Here is a 15,926-nt window from a genome sequence, read left to right on the forward strand (position 1 = left end):
TTGGACGATGTTGCATTCGATCGTCAAGAAAATGACCAAGACCGCCGCGGCGGTTTTTTGTTTTGTATCGGCTGGCACTTTCGTGTCGGCGAACGATCTGACCTCTGTGCGTCTCTCGTCTTTGCTGGGCGAATACACCGCTGAAGTTCAAGAAGTCCCTTCGGTACAATTGGCGTTTTTGACGACCATTCCATCGCCCGCTGATCGCGATATTCAGACGGTTCCACGTAATCTGTACGACCACGAAAATATCGCGTCGATGCCAGAGGCCTCTGGCGGTTCCCAGTGGGAATGTTTGGCAGAAGCCCTTTATTTTGAGGCACGTGGCGAATCCGTGCGCGGTATGTTCGCTGTTGGCGAAGTCATTTTGAACCGTGTCGACAGTGCCCGTTTTCCTGACACCGTGTGCGATGTGGTGAACCAAGGCACAGGCCGCCGCTACGCCTGCCAATTTACCTATACCTGTGATGGTCATGCCGAGGTGATCAACGAACCCCGCGCATGGGCACGCGTCGGCAAAATTGCCCGTATGTTGATCGACGGTGCACCGCGCGAATTGACCAATGGCGCGACTCACTATCACACCCGTGCAGTGAACCCATCGTGGGCGCGTGTCTTTACCCGCACCGCCGCGATTGATTCGCACTTGTTCTACCGTCAGCCGGTCAGAACTGCGTCTAACGGCTAGTCGTTTTCAAAAAAGATTTGGCCGCGGCTGGTCGCTTGTTCCTTTGTCCCTCAGCTAGTATGCGGGGACACGACAGATGAAAGAGCGACCATGAACAACGATATCCGCATGGCTTTTGCCCATCCCGCCGAACGCGCCGAAGCCAGCGCGACCCAGCCGTGCGACCGCATTTCCCTAAGCGACTATGTCGTTGAGGTCGAAATCGGTGCGTTTCAACAGGAGCGCGGCCATCTGCAACGCGTGCGGTTTAATGTCGTGGTCGAAGTCGCCCCGCAAACGGGTGACATTGATGACGACGTTGACCGAATTCTGTCATACGACACCATCACAGAATCCATTCAGATCGAACTGGGCGCTGAACGGATCAATCTGTTGGAAACGCTGGCTGCGCGGGTTGCCGAACGTATTTTGTCCGAACCATTGGCGCAGCGCGTTTTTGTGCGGATCGAAAAACTGGATCGTGGTCCGTTTGCATTGGGCGTCGAAATTGTCCGCGCCAAAGGCGAAGTTGCCAAGCAAGGTCAGGATCACGTTCAAATCCCGCATCCGCGTGTCGTTTACCTATCCAACGCCGCGATCGCATCTGACGATTTGAAAACATGGATCGATCAGCTGGCCGCCGATCCTATGCCGTTGATCATTTGTGTTGGCGCTGCTGATACCTCTGCGCCGCGTGCGGGGGCTGCACTTGCGCAGCGTCGCATCGATTTGCTGGCGATTGAACAGAATGCTTGGGTTTTGGCGGGGCGTGACAAGCGCTGTATGGTTGTTGGTACGCGCACCGAATTGGATTGGGCGATGAAGCACGATCAGATTTGTGTCTGGGCACCGTCCAAGATTGTTTTGGATGCCGTCGAAAGCCCTTCGGCAGGGCCTGATGACGCGGTCGCACTATGTGCGTGGTTCGCCGAACATATGGAAGCCGCCGAATTGTTGCTGATTGGTGATGACGCGCCGCAGACAAAACTCCCCGTGCGGTCAGTAAAAGTTGGCACTATAGACGTCGTATGACGACGCAATACTTTCGACCTATACCCATGATTGATCCTGCGCGCCCCAAAGGTGCGTTGATGATCGCTGGCGGCTGGTGCTGGTTTGATCGGGTCGAAGTATTGGAACGCGGCGGCCAATCCCAGATCGTATCGGTCTGTGACGTTCCCCAATGGGCGCTGGACACAATGACCGAACCGCGCGCTGACATCGCAGGGCTGTCGATGGCGCAGCCGCAGATTATGGGCATCCTAAACGTGACGCCCGATAGTTTTAGTGATGGTGGGAAATTCGATGCGCCAGCTGCCGCACTGGCCCAAGCCACGGCCATGGTGGAACACGGCGCAAGCATCATCGATATCGGCGGCGAAAGCACGCGACCCGGCGCAGCCGAGGTAGAGGTCGAACAGGAAATTGCACGCACCCAAGGTATCGTTGCCCGCGTGGCGGGGTCGGGGACTGTGGTGTCGATTGATACGCGCAAGGCCCCCGTCGCTAACGCTGCGGCAAAGGCAGGCGCGGCGATCCTGAATGACGTGTCGGCCATGGAATTCGATCCCGATATGTCGACCGTCGCGGCGCAAACCCAATTGCCGATCTGTTTGATGCACGCGCAGGGTTTGCCAGAGGTCATGCAGAATGACCCTCGCTATGACGATGTTTTGCTGGATGTGTATGATTATTTGGCGGCCCGCATTGATGCCGCAGTCGCAGCCGGTGTGGATCGTTCGCGGATCATCACGGACCCCGGCATTGGTTTTGGCAAAACGACGGGCCACAATTTGGCGCTGCTGCGCAGGTTATCGCTGTTTCACACGTTGGGCTGCCCGATTTTATTGGGGGCCAGCCGCAAACGTTTCATTGGTGAAATATCCAATGCGCAGGATGCTGCCCAAAGGGCGCCCGGATCGGTGTCTGTGGCGTTGGACGGCATTCGCCACGGCGTGCAGATTGTGCGCGTTCATGATACATTAGAGACCAAACAGGCGCTAAGCCTGATGTTCGCAGTAAATGGGGTAGGGCATGACTCGTAAGCTTTTCGGTACTGATGGTGTGCGCGGGACCGCAAACCAGTATCCAATGACCGCTGATATGGCGCTGAAAATTGGCGCGGCGGCTGGGCGTTATTTCCGCAACGACGGATCAAACGGCCACCGCGTAGTGATCGGCAAAGACACACGTTTGTCTGGATATATGTTTGAAAATGCGCTGACCGCCGGTTTGACCAGCACGGGTATGAACGCGCTATTGCTGGGCCCTGTGCCAACGCCTGCTGTTGGTATGCTCACGACTTCGATGCGTGCCGATCTGGGTATTATGATTTCAGCGAGCCACAACCCGCACCACGACAACGGGATCAAATTCTTTGGCCCTGACGGTTTTAAACTGTCGGACGAAGCCGAGGCTGAAATCGAAGAGATGGTGTTTTCCGATATTCAGCCCGCACAGGCGATCAACATCGGACGTGCGCGCCGTATTGACGATGGCCGTTTCCGTTACGCCGAACGTGTGAAATCCACGCTTCCTGCGGGCGTTGATCTAAAGGGGCTAAAGGTTGTCATCGATTGCGCCAATGGCGCCGCGCACCGTGTCGCCCCCGAAGTGCTGTGGGAATTGGGCGCGGATGTTGTAACGGTCGGGACCAATCCGAACGGCTATAATATCAATGAAAACTGCGGATCGACCGCACCGCGCACGGCGGCTGAAACCATTGTCAGCCATGGGGCGGATGTTGGCATTTGTCTGGATGGCGATGCGGACCGTGTGATGATCATCGATGAAAACGGCCGCGTGGCGGATGGCGATCAGATCATGGCCCTGATGGCAGACCGTTGGGCAACCGAAGGTCGGCTCAAGGGCGGCGCATTGGTCGCAACCGTGATGTCCAATCTGGGGCTGGAACGTTTTCTAGATGGTCGCGGGCTATCGTTAGAGCGGACAAAAGTCGGCGATCGCTATGTTGTGGAACGTATGCGTCAGGGCGGATTCAACCTGGGCGGCGAACAATCGGGTCACATTGTAATGACCGATTACGCGACAACGGGCGATGGTCTGCTGGCGGGTCTGCAATTTCTGGCTGCAATGGTCTGTACCGGCAAAAAAGCCAGCGAATTGACCCAAGTCTTTGATACTGTTCCGCAAATGTTGAAAAATGTGCGCTATGGAAGCGGAGTGGACCCACTGGACAACGCAGAGGTGCAAAAAGCCATTTCTGATGCGGAAAACAAACTGACAGGACAGGGACGACTGCTCATCCGTAAATCGGGAACAGAACCTTTGATTCGCGTCATGGCGGAATGCGAAGATGACAATCTGCTAGGTTTGGTGGTGGATGGCATCGTCGACGTTATTCAAAAGGTCGCCTGATCTATTCTTTTGGAAATGAGATTACCCATCTGAGGCGGCTGCTATTTCGGTCGGTTCAGTTACCCTGTGATTGTGTAAATGGTGCTTCACGAGGTGGGTAATGATTTCTTTGATTGAGTATGGGCGATCTTTGGCCGGTCTGGTTCGCAAAGGCGAAGACAATCGGTGGGAGAAAGAAGTGTATGATCCGAATGTTCGGATCATTCCGTTTCAGGCCTTGAATAAAAATCGTGAACGTTAAAAAAAGCGCCCCGAAATTCGGGGCGCTTTTCGTTTCGGTAGCTGGCGGGCAGTGCCCGCCAAAACCAAATTAGTTTTTCGCTTTGTCGACCATTTTGCCTTTGGAGATCCAAGGCATCATTTCGCGCAGTTTTGCACCGGTTTCTTCGATCATGTGTTCGTCGTTTGCACGGCGGGACGCTTTGATGGTTGGCTGACCAACAGCGTTTTCCAGCATAAAGTCGCGAACGAATTTGCCCTGCTGGATGTCTTCCAGAACGGCTTTCATTGCTGCTTTGGTCTGCTCGTATGGCAGAATGCGTGGGCCGGTGACGTACTGACCGTATTCAGCAGTGTTCGAGATCGAGTAGTCCATGTTCGCGATGCCGCCTTCGTAGATCAGGTCTACGATCAGCTTCACTTCGTGCAGACATTCGAAGTAGGCCATTTCTGGTGCGTAGCCAGCTTCGACCAGAGTTTCGAAACCACAACGGATCAGTTCAACCAGACCGCCGCACAGAACAGCTTGTTCGCCGAACAGGTCGGTTTCACATTCTTCGCGGAAGTTGGTTTCGATGATGCCCGAACGACCGCCGCCGATAGCGGAGCAGTAGGATTTACCGATTTCCAGCGCTTTGCCGGTTGCGTCCTGGTGAACAGCGACCAGGCAAGGAACGCCGCCGCCTTTGGTGTATTCGCCGCGAACGGTGTGACCTGGGCCTTTTGGCGCCATCATGATCACGTCAACGCCTGCTGGCGCTTCGATCAGACCAAAGTGGATGTTCAGACCGTGAGCGAAAGCGATCGCTGCGCCTTCTTTCAGGTTGTCTTTGACGTATTTGTTGTAGGTGTCTGCCTGCAGTTCGTCTGGCATGGTGAACATGATCACGTCACACCATGCTGCTGCTTCTGCGATACCCATAACTGCCAGGCCTTCGCCTTCGGCTTTTTTCGCCGATGGGGAACCTTCGCGCAGAGCGATAACAACGTTTTTCGCGCCGGAGTCACGCAGGTTCAGTGCGTGTGCGTGGCCTTGCGAACCGTAGCCCAGAATAGCGACTTTCATTTCCTTGATCAGGTTAACGTCGCAGTCTTGATCGTAATAAACGCGCATTTTGGCGGTCCTTACTGTTAGCGTTTCAATTGGGCGCAGAATAGGGATGCTGGGGCAGAATGGCGATGGTTGTTTTAATAATTTTTCTGGAGATTTCGGGATAGTTATTCGCGTGTGGATGAATTATTGTGAATTTCATGCTTGATGATGTTGATCGACGAATACTGCGCCTGATGCAGGCTGATCCTGAAATGCCGCTGCCTGATTTGGCAGAGGCCTGTGGCCTGACAACTGGTCGTTTGACCCGCAGGATTGAAAAGCTGCGCGAAGCAGGCATCCTGTTAGGGCAAGAAGCCATTATAGACTGGACGGCGCTGGGGTTCGCGGTCGCGGTATCCTTGCGGTGCACATTAGATAAAACGGTCCCGCGCGCGTTTGATGATTTCATGGACGCAGCCCGTCAGGTGCCCGAAGTCATAGAGATCCAAACGTTTTTGGGCCGCGTGGACGTTCGGTTGCACATCGTCGCCCGTGATTTGGCCCATTGGCAGGCAATCTATCGCGATCAGGTTCTAACTCTGCCACATATTGCGGAACTGGAATCATTGCTGACCATTGCCACCCTCAAACGCGAAGAAGTGCTGCCTGTATGATCGGTCTGGATGATATTGACCGCGATATCCTGCGGGCCATGCAACGGGATGCGGCGCAATCCGCTAGTCAGCTGGGGCGTCGTTTCGGGATGTCTCAGCCCGCAATGTGGCGCCGGATCAAAAGGTTACAGGACGCTGGCGTGATCGCAGGACGCCGCGTTGTGTTGGACAAAGAAAAGCTGGGATTTGGCGTGACCGTTTTTCTGGGCGTTAAACTGGCTGCAAAGGGCCGCGTGAGTCTAGAGGATTTCGAACGGGCAGTGTCCGCAATCCGCGAGGTGCAAACAGTCGAGCATGTGTTGGGATTGTATGACTATCGCCTGCGTGTGGTCGCAACGGATATTGCCGATTTTGAACGGGTCCTGCGGCGGCGCATTATGACCTTGCCCGGGGTTGGCAACGTCGAAGCGAACGTGTTGCTGACCGAAGAAAGGTTGCCTGGGCCCCTGTAACATATTTGTAAGTTGTAATGTTTTAGGGCTCTGCTATGGTCCGCCGAAATATTGGAGGTCCCATGAAATTCGCCTTATTCGCTGCTATCCTTTCTATGGCAACGCCTGCAGTTGCGCAGATGCATGGGCATGCAACAGATGAAAACGGGCATCTGGTGCACGACATGCGCGGCATGCCGGGTCTACAGGGGCGGAATGCGGCACCGCACGAAAGCGAAGAGCTGGCGATCATGTTCAATAGATTCAACACGCTATCGCGCACGGTTGAAAATCTGCCCAACGGTATCCGCACCGTGACGTCTAGTTCCGACACCGAAGTGATGGACGCATTGGTCAGTCATGTCGTTGGCATGATTGGACGTGTTGACGCCAAAGACGACCCCCAGATTTTCATCCAAAGCCCGACCTTGGACATCTTTTTCGAACGGTCAGAAAAGATCGAAACGACGATTGATGTGACGGATGACGGTATCGTTGTTGTGCAGACCTCGGACGATCCAGAACTGGTAGAAGCAATGCACATCCACGCCGCCGAAGTGTCGGACATGGCCGCACGCGGTATGCAAGCCGTTCACGAACAGATGATGGGGCGGATGCACTAGGCGCTATCGCGCGCCTAGGCCCATTTCCATCAGCGCCTTGCGCACGGGTTTAACCGAATACAGCGTTTCAACAGCCTTGGCCCGCAAATCGCGGATGCCTTGGGCGCCAGCGATAGATGCGCGGTTCAGCGCATCTACGCCGCGGACACGCAGTGCGATTTCGGAATGGCGGCGGCGTTGGTATTCGTCCAGCATTTTGGGGCTGCCGATATTTTCGGGATCGGCCTTTGCCAACTCCAACAGGCAGGTCATATCGCCCATCGACATGTTTAAACCTTGGGCGCCAATTGGGGGGACGACATGGGCTGCCTCTGCGACCAATGCGGTACGCTGCGCGGTCAGGCGATCGGCGATTTGGGAAATGATGGGCCAAGCTTGTCGTTTGCTGCACAACGCCAAATCGCCATAGACCCCCGCAGATCGCGTGGTTGCGGCGGCATTGAATTCTGCCTCTGGCATATCGCGAATGTCCACAGCGGTCGGTCCATGTTCCATCCAAACAACAGCGGACCGCGGTTTTCCATCCAGATCGGGCAAAGGCACCAATGTGAACGGCCCGCCCGAACGGTGAACTTCGGTCGATACATTGTTGTGCGGCTGGTCATGGGTGACGGCGAACACAACCGCCTTTTGACCGTAACGCGTAGTTTTAGCGTCAATTCCAGCGGCTTGGCGCACCGCAGAGTTTCGTCCATCGGCACCGATCACCAGTTTGCAGCGCGCTTGGGTGCCGTCGGTTAGCATTACGATGGCTTCGCCGATGCGCGTGGTCATCGATTTGAAACCGACCCCTGCGCGGAAATCGACGTTGGGCAATTCAGCCAATCGCGCAACCATTTCACGTCGCAGCAACCAGTTCGGCAGGTTCCACCCAAACGGCAGGTCGGAAATGTCCGAGGCGTCGAAATCTTTGATCACGCGCGGGTCGGGGTCGACGCCGCCAGCATCAACGATCCGCATGACTTGCAGTGCGGCGGCGTGTTCCGCCAGATGGTTCCAGATACCCGCATCTGCCAAAAACTGTTGCGACCCTTGGAAAAAGGCCGTGGTGCGGTGGTCAGTGCCATCGCTGTTAACATCCGTCACGGGCGGTGTTGGGTCCACGCATAGAACCGAAAATCCGGCCGTTCCAAAAGCAGCAGCGCAGGACAAACCTGCAACGCCACCACCTGCGATCACTACGTCTGGGGTAATTCTTTCCATACCTCAGACATAGGCCTGTCTGCGGGCTGGGGAAAGGGTGGTCAGACGACCTGCGACAGAAAATCCGCCAAGTCATTTGTGTGGTGATGAATGTGCGGGGCAGGGTCGGGATGTGGGCCAACCAGCACAGTGCGCATTCCCATCGCATGTGGCACCGACAGATTGCGAACATCGTCTTCGAAAAACGCGCCTTTTTCGGGGGCCACACCGTCCAATGCAAAAACGGCTTCAAACGCGGCTTGATCCGGTTTGGGGCGGTAGCCGGCATGTTCAACGCCATAGACCGCGTCGAACACATCGGTAAGGCCGCGCGCCTTTAACACTTGGTGCGCATAGGGGCGCGTGCCGTTGGTGTAGACGATTTTTCGGCCGGGCAGGGCCGCGATATTTGTAGCCAGATCCGGCGCGGGCACTAGGTGCGAAAAATCGATCTGGTGAACTTGTTCCAGAAACGGGTCGGGATCGACATAGTGTTCGCGCATCAACCCGTTCAGCGTGGTGCCGTATGTTTTCCAGTATTTGTGCCGCAGTTCGTTCGCCGCGTCAGGGTCCATGCCCAATTGGTCGCAAATGTATTGGGTCATTTTGACTTCGATTTGCGAAAATAATGCGGAATCCGGTGGATATAATGTGTGATCCAGATCGAAAACCCAGACGCGGACATGTGAAAAAGATGCAGCAAACATAGCTATTTGGTAGATACAGAATGACGCAAACGCAACTGTTTGGGTTGATTGTTGCGCATACCCGAGTAGGGTGTGGCGATTAAATTGATGAAGATAGACATGCTAGATCCGAAATCCCCGCAAAAAGACGCCTATCAACTGATCCTCGAGGCCATTGATAGCCATATTTACAAACCAGGCGATCGTCTGGTGGAAAGCGACCTAGCGGATCGTTTTGGCATGTCGCGCACGCCCATCCGCGAGGCGCTGCAACGTCTGGAAACCCAGAGTCTTTTGACCCGTGACGGTCGGTCTTTGATCGTTGCGTCGCTGGATCACACACAAATGGCGGAACTATATGTCGTTCGCGGAGAGTTAGAGGGCCTAGCCGCCCGATTGGCCGCACGCCACGCAACCCCCGAAGAAGTGCGCGTTTTGCGCGACATGGTTGAAGCCGACCGCAGTCTATTGGGTGATCCAGCGGCGTTGGCGCGGGCAAATAAACGGTTCCACAAACAGATCCATTTGGCATCGCACAACCGTTTTTTGGTGCAGCAGCTGGATTTGGTGCATCGATCCATGGCGCTATTGGCAACCACGTCTTTGGCGGCTGATGGGCGCGGGGATGATGCATTGGCGGAACACGATGCAATCGTCCGCGCCATCGAAGAAGGCAACGGTGACGCCGCCGACAAAGCATTGCGCGATCACATTTCAAAGGCCTTTGTGACTCGTCTGAAATTGGATGCCGTGGCCGACGAAGCCTAGTGTTTGTCGAAAATTCCGTGGCTGGTTTTATCCCAGTAGAATGGGCTGTGCAGCAGTTCCCATAACCCTTTGTAGGCCGCCAGCGATGCAAGGGGGAAATAGAAATGCAGGGTCGGTATCCAGACCGCTAGCCATTTGCGATCAGCGGCATTGATGCCGCGCCATGCTGCGATGATATTCACGGCTTCGCAGGCAACAAATATCCACGCTAGGGCCGTAATTGCAGCGTCTGGCAGGACGGCAGAAACAGGGTGCCAAATACCAAACGGGATCAGCCAAAGCGACCACAGCAAAGGCGCCGTCACAAATTGGCACAACGCGCCTAGAAACTGCACCTGAAGGCCCAGAAATTTCCGCAGGCCCAGATCGCGCAACAATCGACCGGGCCGCCGCATGTGAACGCCATAGGTGATGGCATAACCCTTTAGCCAGCGTGATCGTTGTTTGACCCAAGGCCACGGCCGGCAATTTGCCTCTTCGAATGTTGTGGTGCGGACGATCCGCGTTTCATAGCCCGCGCGGGCCAATCGAATGCCCAGATCCGCGTCTTCGGTGACGTTATGGGCATCCCACCCGCCCAAATTTTCCAAAATACGTTTACGGAAAAACAAAGTGGTCCCGCCCAAAGGGATGACCAAACCGAGCCGTTCCAATCCGGGCAAAATGACCCGAAACCACGTGGCATATTCCATCGTAAAACAGCGCGACATCCAGTTGGTGCGCGCGTTGTAGAAATCTAATCGTCCTTGCAGGCAGGCCACCCGACTGCTGCATTGCGCGAATGTTGATACGATGCGTTTGATCTGATGGGTTTCTGGGGCATCTTCGGCGTCGTAGATCCCAACAATCGAACCTCGTGCGAAATTCAAACCATAGTTCATGGCCCTCGGCTTTGTCTTAAGCGCGCCGTGGGGAACGATGATCGCGCGCATAAATCGGGGCAGGTTGGCCGAATCTAGCGCCAACCGCGTCATGAAATCGTCCTCTTCCAACAAAAGGCACACATCCAACAATTCGGGCGGGTAATCCAACGCGGATATCCGATCAATCAACCGCGTTGCGATTTCGCTTTCTCGGTACATCGGCAGCATGACGGTCACGATAGGCAGCTTTTCGGGCAATCGGATCGGCGCCAACGGTAAATAGTCCGGCGGTTTGCCCAGTAACGTCAGTGCCTTGAGTGCCGTATTCACGCAGGTCCAAAATATGGGAAAAGCGATACATGCAAATGCCGTCCACGTGGGCCAAATCGACAATAAGACGGCAAAAATCGCGGCACAGATGCCCAAGATCAGGCCGGCGCGGCGCGTATTCCAATCGCGGCAGCTTTGATCGGCTGCAACCTTTGTTTCGGCGGCGAGCCGCAGTTCTTCGACGCCGCTGACGCAGAGTGCCCGTTCGATATCTGCCAACGGACAGATGGTCATGCGCACAGGGCCAAAGGTTGCAGTCAAATCCGCAATGTGGTCGGCGAATTCTTCGGGTTTGGCGGTTAGAACAACGACTTCGCCCGATATGCGCCGCCACGGCATAATCCCGCGGGTTAGGCAGTTTAAAACGCCAAAGTCGGACAAAAGGCGCGGATCGGGCGGTGCCTTTTTCAGATCAATTCGGTTCGATTGATAAAGCGCCGACTGGATATCGGCGAACACGGACGCAGGAACAGATAGATCGCGGCGCAGGGCGCTGGGGACATGATCGCCGTTTCGCATTGCGCGGCTTTCAATATCGCAAATACGGGTCGCTGATCCAAAACCGCGACGTAAAAGTTCCCGACCCAGTGCTGTTGATGGCCCTGCCTGACTGGCGGACTTTACTGCGGTCCAATCGACGTGTTGCAAAAGAAAACTCCCGACCCTTGCGGATCAGGAGTTTCGATAACTTTGGTTAATGCCGCGTTAACGGTTACGCTTTGCGAGCGTCCATTGCGTCAGCAAAACGTTCAAACAGATAGAAGCTGTCCTGAGGGCCTGGCGATGCTTCTGGGTGGTATTGAACCGAGAACACAGGGCGGTCGGCCATGCGGATACCACAGTTCGATCCGTCAAACAGCGACACGTGGGTTTCCACAACGTTTTCAGGCAGCGACTGGCTGTCCACGGTAAAGCCGTGGTTCATCGATGTGATTTCAACCTTGCCCGTGTCGTGGTCTTTGACAGGGTGGTTCGCGCCGTGGTGACCGTGGTTCATTTTCACGGTTTTCGCGCCCAGTGCCAGCGCCAGCATTTGGTGGCCCAGACAGATACCGAAAACAGGCAGATCAGTGGTTTCCAAAACCTGTTTGATCATCGGAACCGCGTATTCGCCAGTTGCCGCGGGGTCGCCAGGGCCGTTCGACAGGAATACGCCATCTGGGTTATGTGCCAGAACTTCCTCGGCAGTTGCGGTTGCAGGCAGAACGGTCACGTCACAGCCAGCGGATGCCAGACAGCGCAGGATGTTGCGTTTTGCGCCGAAATCGACAGCGACGACTTTGTGTTTAGGCGCAAGGTTCGGCGCATAGCCATCAGGCCATGCCCAACGCATTTCGTTCCATTTGTAGGACTGCGCGCAGGTGACATCTTTGGCCAGATCCAGACCAACCAAACCTTTGAAACCGCGTGCGGCGGCTACCAGTTTTTCGGCGTCAAAGTTGCCTTCGGGATCATAGGCCAGCGCAACGTGCGGCGCGCCTTGTTGGCGGATCGCGCGGGTCAGGCGGCGGGTGTCGATACCGCCGATACCGATGCGGCCTTTGCGTTCCAGCCAAACGGTCAGTTCTTCGGTCGAACGCCAGTTGGATGGTTCTGTCGGATCCCATTTCACAACCATGCCAGCCGAAACCGGTTCGTTGGTTTCGTCGTCTTCGGCGGTGACGCCGGTGTTGCCGATATGCGGGAAGGTAAAGGTGACGATCTGACCCGCGTAGGACGGGTCGGTCATGATTTCCTGATAGCCTGTCATCGCCGTGTTAAAGCAAAGTTCGGCGGTCGTCATACCCGGTGCGCCAAATCCTTTGCCGTAAAACAGCGTGCCGTCAGCCAAAGCAAGACAAGCGGTCGGTTTTTCGTTCGTTCCGTGCGGCATGACAGCGACTCCTATTTGGCCAAATTGATGCGGTATTAGGCAGGTCACGACATAGGGTCAAGGCGTAACCTAACAATGCATCGCGAAGGTTGCCCCTAATTCGATCTAAGGGTAAAGCTGGGCGCTGTTAACGTTCGCAACCGGATGGGGATATCATGCGCGACCGGCTAAATGCTGCTTTGAAAGAAGCGATGAAGGCGAAAGACGCGGGGCGTTTGTCGACCTTGCGTTTGATCAATGCTGCGATCAAGGACCGCGAAATCGCGGCCCGCGGTGAAGGTGATGAAAAAGACATCACTAACGACGAAATTCTGGCGATCTTGGGTAAGATGGTCAAACAGCGCCTAGAAAGCGCCCGCCAATATGAAGAGGCAGGCCGTCTGGAGCTGGCTGAAAAAGAACGCGCCGAAATCAAGGTGATCGAAGATTTCCTGCCACGCCAGTTGAATGAGGACGAAGTGTCCGCAGCCATCGACGCAGCCATCGCCGAAGTGGGCGCAGAATCGATCCGTGACATGGGCAAAGTCATGGGCGAGCTGAAAGCCAAATACACAGGCCAAATGGATTTTGGCGCTGTCGGCCCAATGGTTAAATCCAAACTGGGTTAACAATTTTGGCCCGTCCGTATCAATGGGCGGGCCGCTAGCTTAGTTCGATTGCGGACTATGAAGCACGACGTTCAATTCACTGAACAATTGCTGGCGTTCTTCGGCAGATAGAAAACTCCCGATTTCGACCTCGCGCACTGATTTACCTTTGAGCGTTAGATAATGCGGTACTGGGCCGCCGGTGTCGTGCTGGGTCACGCGCACCCAATAGGGATTCGCGGTCCACGTCTGTAGGGGCTGTTTATGCGAGGCGCGGGTTAGGATGACCTCTTCGTCCCAGATGCGCAGAATTTCCAGAATATCACCATCGCGGTAGCTGCGCTGAATGGCTGCCCAGATGGCCCATGTCACCAGCAGGATGAACGGCAGCAGACCCCACAGAACAGGGGTGCCCAAAACGGCGCTGATCGGGAACAGGAACATAATCGCGGTAATGCCTATGAACCGGACAAATCCGGTTTTCGGCAAACTGCGGTAGGGCCAAAGATGTAGTTCGGCACGAGGCGGCATATCGCCGTCAACGGGGTCTATCCATTCATAAGGCATCAGTGTCGTCTGGTCTGTTCGCTGATCCGTAATCTAGCGGCAGGGCAGGGCACGGCAAGGCACAGGTCGTCGCACTATGCCAAAGAAAAACCCCGGCGCAGTGGCCGGGGTTTTCGTTATTTTAGTGAGCTGGTTGTTTGTCCCAGTCTTCACGCTTTGGCAGCTGTTCGAACGTGTGTTCTGGCGGCGGCGATGGCAGTGTCCATTCCAGCGTGTCAGCGAATTCGCCCCATGGGTTCGGACGGGTTTCGCGGCGACCTGCCAGCAGGGTGTAAGCCAGTACACCGATGAAGAATACGAACGATGCAAATGCTAGGAACGCACCATAGGACGATACTTTGTTCCACAGCGCGAATGCGTCTGGGTATTCAATGTAACGACGTGGCATGCCTTGACGACCCAAGAAGTGCTGTGGGAAGAAGGTCAGGTTTGCGCCGATGAACATCATCCAGAAGTGCAGTTTCGCAGCCCATTCAGGTGCAGCGCGGCCCGAGAATTTTGGCAGGTAGAAGTAGATACCAGCAAAAATCGCGAACACAGCACCCAACGACATCACGTAGTGGAAGTGAGCAACCACATAGTAAGTGTCGTGGTAGGCGCGGTCTACTGCAGCTTGGGATAGAACGATGCCTGTAACGCCACCAACGGTGAACAGGAACAAGAAACCGAAAGCCCAAACCATTGGCGATTTGAATTCAACCGAACCGCCCCACATGGTCGCGATCCAAGAGAAGATTTTCACGCCAGTCGGAACCGCGATGACCATGGTTGCCAGCATGAAATAGGACTGCTGGGTCAGCGACATACCAACGGTGTACATGTGGTGTGCCCAAACAACAAAGCCCAGAACACCGATTGCAACCATTGCGTAGACCATTGGCAGGTAACCAAAGATCGGCTTTTTCGAGAAGGTCGAAATGATGTGGCTGATGATGCCGAAACCAGGAATGATGATGATGTACACTTCTGGGTGGCCAAAGAACCACAGGATGTGCTGATACAGGATCGGGTCACCACCGCCAGCAGGCTGGAAGAACGAGGTGCCAAAGTTACGGTCCATCAGCAGCATGGTGATCGCGCCAGCCAGAACAGGCAGCGACAGAAGGATCAGCCACGCAGTCACGAATACCGACCATGCGAACAGAGGTACTTTGTGCAGGGTCATGCCCGGCGTACGCATGTTCAGGAAGGTGGTGATGATGTTGATCGCGCCCAAGATCGAGGATGCGCCCGATACGTGAACAGCAAAGATCGCCAAGTCCATCGAGTAGCCGCCTTCGGAGGTGGACAGAGGTGGGTACAGAACCCAGCCAACACCCGAACCCAGCTGACCGTTACCGCCTGGTGCCAGCAGCGATGCAACACCCAGTGCGACACCAGCAACATACATCCAGAACGACAGGTTGTTCATACGTGGGAACGACATGTCCGGAGCGCCGATCTGCAGCGGCATCAGGTAGTTACCAAAACCACCGAACAGGGCAGGAATAACCACAAAGAACATCATCAGAACACCGTGGTAGGTGATCATAACGTTCCACAGGTGGCCGTTAGGCGTACATGGTGCCGACGCGTCGGCAATGAAACGTGCGCCTTCTAGGCACATGTATTGAACACCTGGATCCATCAGCTCCAGACGCATGTACACAGTAAATGCGACGGAAATGAAACCAACAATACCTGATACGAACAGGTACATGATCCCGATGTCTTTGTGGTTGGTGGACATGAACCAACGGGTGAAGAACCCCCGGTTGTCTTCGTGTTCATGGCCATGGATGGCTGCATCTGCCATTTGGCTCTCCCATTATTTGAATTCCACAAACGGGGCCGAGTCAGACTCGTCCCGCAGCTTTGGTGGTGGTTCTAGTGCCAAAGCGCCTTATCGGCAATATCCGAAAGGCCTAATGTTATGGGGTATTTTGGCGCACCCCATCCAACGGGGAGACAATGACGAAGCGCGCCTAGGGCCTTGTTTGCCCTAAAAATCGGGAGCTTACTTTGAGATAGGTCAAATTGTGGGCCGAAATTTCAAAAATTTCGGG

General features: G+C 55.1%; 17 protein-coding genes. 10 read left to right on the forward strand and 7 right to left on the reverse strand.

Features of this window, described 5'->3' with window-relative positions:
- The first annotated feature begins 31 nt into the window (after positions 1–31).
- The 5 genes from ACXAGA_RS09905 to ACXAGA_RS09925 all read left to right on the forward strand — a co-directional run bounded on the left by ACXAGA_RS09905 (position 32) and on the right by ACXAGA_RS09925 (position 4,286).
- Positions 32–688 carry a cell wall hydrolase gene (locus ACXAGA_RS09905; RefSeq protein WP_475117313.1) on the forward strand — a complete coding sequence of 219 codons (657 nt, stop codon included), beginning with the start codon at positions 32–34 and terminating at the stop codon, positions 686–688.
- Positions 689–778: 90 nt separating this feature from the next.
- Positions 779–1,699 carry a dihydroneopterin aldolase gene (locus ACXAGA_RS09910; protein WP_475117314.1) on the forward strand — a complete coding sequence of 307 codons (921 nt, stop codon included), beginning with the start codon at positions 779–781 and terminating at the stop codon, positions 1,697–1,699.
- A 26-nt stretch (positions 1,700–1,725) separates the two neighbouring features.
- Positions 1,726–2,712 (forward strand): dihydropteroate synthase, encoded by a 987-nt coding sequence (gene folP, locus ACXAGA_RS09915; RefSeq protein ID WP_475117315.1) that lies wholly within the window; start codon positions 1,726–1,728, stop codon positions 2,710–2,712.
- Positions 2,702–4,045: a phosphoglucosamine mutase gene (gene glmM, locus ACXAGA_RS09920; RefSeq protein ID WP_475117316.1), complete on the forward strand. Its 1,344-nt coding sequence runs from the start codon at positions 2,702–2,704 to the stop codon at positions 4,043–4,045. Before folP ends, glmM begins: the two co-directional genes overlap by 11 nt.
- Before the next feature lie 100 nt (positions 4,046–4,145).
- Positions 4,146–4,286 carry a hypothetical protein gene (locus ACXAGA_RS09925; RefSeq protein WP_475117317.1) on the forward strand — a complete coding sequence of 47 codons (141 nt, stop codon included), beginning with the start codon at positions 4,146–4,148 and terminating at the stop codon, positions 4,284–4,286.
- Positions 4,287–4,355: 69 nt separating this feature from the next.
- On the opposite strand, the gene ilvC is transcribed toward ACXAGA_RS09925, so the two are convergent.
- A complete protein-coding gene (gene ilvC / locus ACXAGA_RS09930; protein WP_475117318.1) occupies positions 4,356–5,378 on the reverse strand; it encodes a ketol-acid reductoisomerase in 1,023 nt (340 codons plus the stop codon).
- A 137-nt stretch (positions 5,379–5,515) separates the two neighbouring features.
- On the opposite strand from ilvC, the gene ACXAGA_RS09935 reads away from it, so the two are divergent.
- The 3 genes from ACXAGA_RS09935 to ACXAGA_RS09945 all read left to right on the forward strand — a co-directional run bounded on the left by ACXAGA_RS09935 (position 5,516) and on the right by ACXAGA_RS09945 (position 7,025).
- Complete coding sequence (locus tag ACXAGA_RS09935; RefSeq protein ID WP_475117363.1) at positions 5,516–5,971, forward strand: Lrp/AsnC family transcriptional regulator; 456 nt, start codon at positions 5,516–5,518, stop codon at positions 5,969–5,971.
- Positions 5,968–6,423, forward strand: a complete 456-nt coding sequence (locus tag ACXAGA_RS09940) for an Lrp/AsnC family transcriptional regulator (RefSeq protein ID WP_475117319.1) — start codon at positions 5,968–5,970, stop codon at positions 6,421–6,423. The genes ACXAGA_RS09935 and ACXAGA_RS09940 overlap by 4 nt, the downstream gene beginning before the upstream one ends.
- A 62-nt stretch (positions 6,424–6,485) precedes the next feature.
- On the forward strand, positions 6,486–7,025 hold the full coding sequence (locus ACXAGA_RS09945; protein WP_475117320.1) for a hypothetical protein: 540 nt from the start codon (positions 6,486–6,488) through the stop codon (positions 7,023–7,025).
- 3 nt (positions 7,026–7,028) lie between these two features.
- Here the strand turns inward: ACXAGA_RS09945 and ACXAGA_RS09950 are convergent, their stop codons facing one another.
- Both ACXAGA_RS09950 and ACXAGA_RS09955 read right to left on the reverse strand, forming a co-directional pair.
- On the reverse strand, positions 7,029–8,228 hold the full coding sequence (locus ACXAGA_RS09950; RefSeq protein WP_475117321.1) for a UbiH/UbiF family hydroxylase: 1,200 nt from the start codon (positions 8,226–8,228) through the stop codon (positions 7,029–7,031).
- A 41-nt stretch (positions 8,229–8,269) separates the two neighbouring features.
- Positions 8,270–8,914, reverse strand: a complete 645-nt coding sequence (locus tag ACXAGA_RS09955) for a pyrimidine 5'-nucleotidase (RefSeq protein ID WP_475117322.1) — start codon at positions 8,912–8,914, stop codon at positions 8,270–8,272.
- 99 nt (positions 8,915–9,013) lie between these two features.
- Between ACXAGA_RS09955 and ACXAGA_RS09960 the strand changes: the two genes are divergently transcribed.
- Positions 9,014–9,661, forward strand: coding sequence for a GntR family transcriptional regulator (locus tag ACXAGA_RS09960; protein ID WP_086450069.1), 648 nt, complete (start codon positions 9,014–9,016; stop codon positions 9,659–9,661).
- Here the strand turns inward: ACXAGA_RS09960 and ACXAGA_RS09965 are convergent.
- Positions 9,658–11,373 carry a glycosyltransferase gene (locus ACXAGA_RS09965; protein WP_475117323.1) on the reverse strand — a complete coding sequence of 572 codons (1,716 nt, stop codon included), beginning with the start codon at positions 11,371–11,373 and terminating at the stop codon, positions 9,658–9,660. The two genes, ACXAGA_RS09960 and ACXAGA_RS09965, sit on opposite strands and share 4 nt — an antisense overlap.
- A 193-nt stretch (positions 11,374–11,566) precedes the next feature.
- Positions 11,567–12,727, reverse strand: a complete 1,161-nt coding sequence (carA, locus tag ACXAGA_RS09970) for a glutamine-hydrolyzing carbamoyl-phosphate synthase small subunit (protein ID WP_475117324.1) — start codon at positions 12,725–12,727, stop codon at positions 11,567–11,569.
- Positions 12,728–12,882: 155 nt separating this feature from the next.
- Between carA and ACXAGA_RS09975 the strand changes: the two genes are divergently transcribed.
- Positions 12,883–13,335, forward strand: coding sequence for a GatB/YqeY domain-containing protein (locus tag ACXAGA_RS09975; protein WP_475117325.1), 453 nt, complete (start codon positions 12,883–12,885; stop codon positions 13,333–13,335).
- Positions 13,336–13,374: 39 nt separating this feature from the next.
- On the opposite strand, the gene ACXAGA_RS09980 is transcribed toward ACXAGA_RS09975, so the two are convergent.
- Both ACXAGA_RS09980 and ACXAGA_RS09985 read right to left on the reverse strand, forming a co-directional pair.
- Positions 13,375–13,881, reverse strand: coding sequence for a DUF2244 domain-containing protein (locus ACXAGA_RS09980; RefSeq protein ID WP_475117326.1), 507 nt, complete (start codon positions 13,879–13,881; stop codon positions 13,375–13,377).
- 121 nt (positions 13,882–14,002) lie between these two features.
- Positions 14,003–15,676 (reverse strand): cytochrome c oxidase subunit I, encoded by a 1,674-nt coding sequence (locus tag ACXAGA_RS09985; RefSeq protein WP_475117327.1) that lies wholly within the window; start codon positions 15,674–15,676, stop codon positions 14,003–14,005.
- Positions 15,677–15,926: the final 250 nt, after the last annotated feature.

It is taken from the genome of Marivivens sp. ABH4_498, from assembly GCF_056160585.1.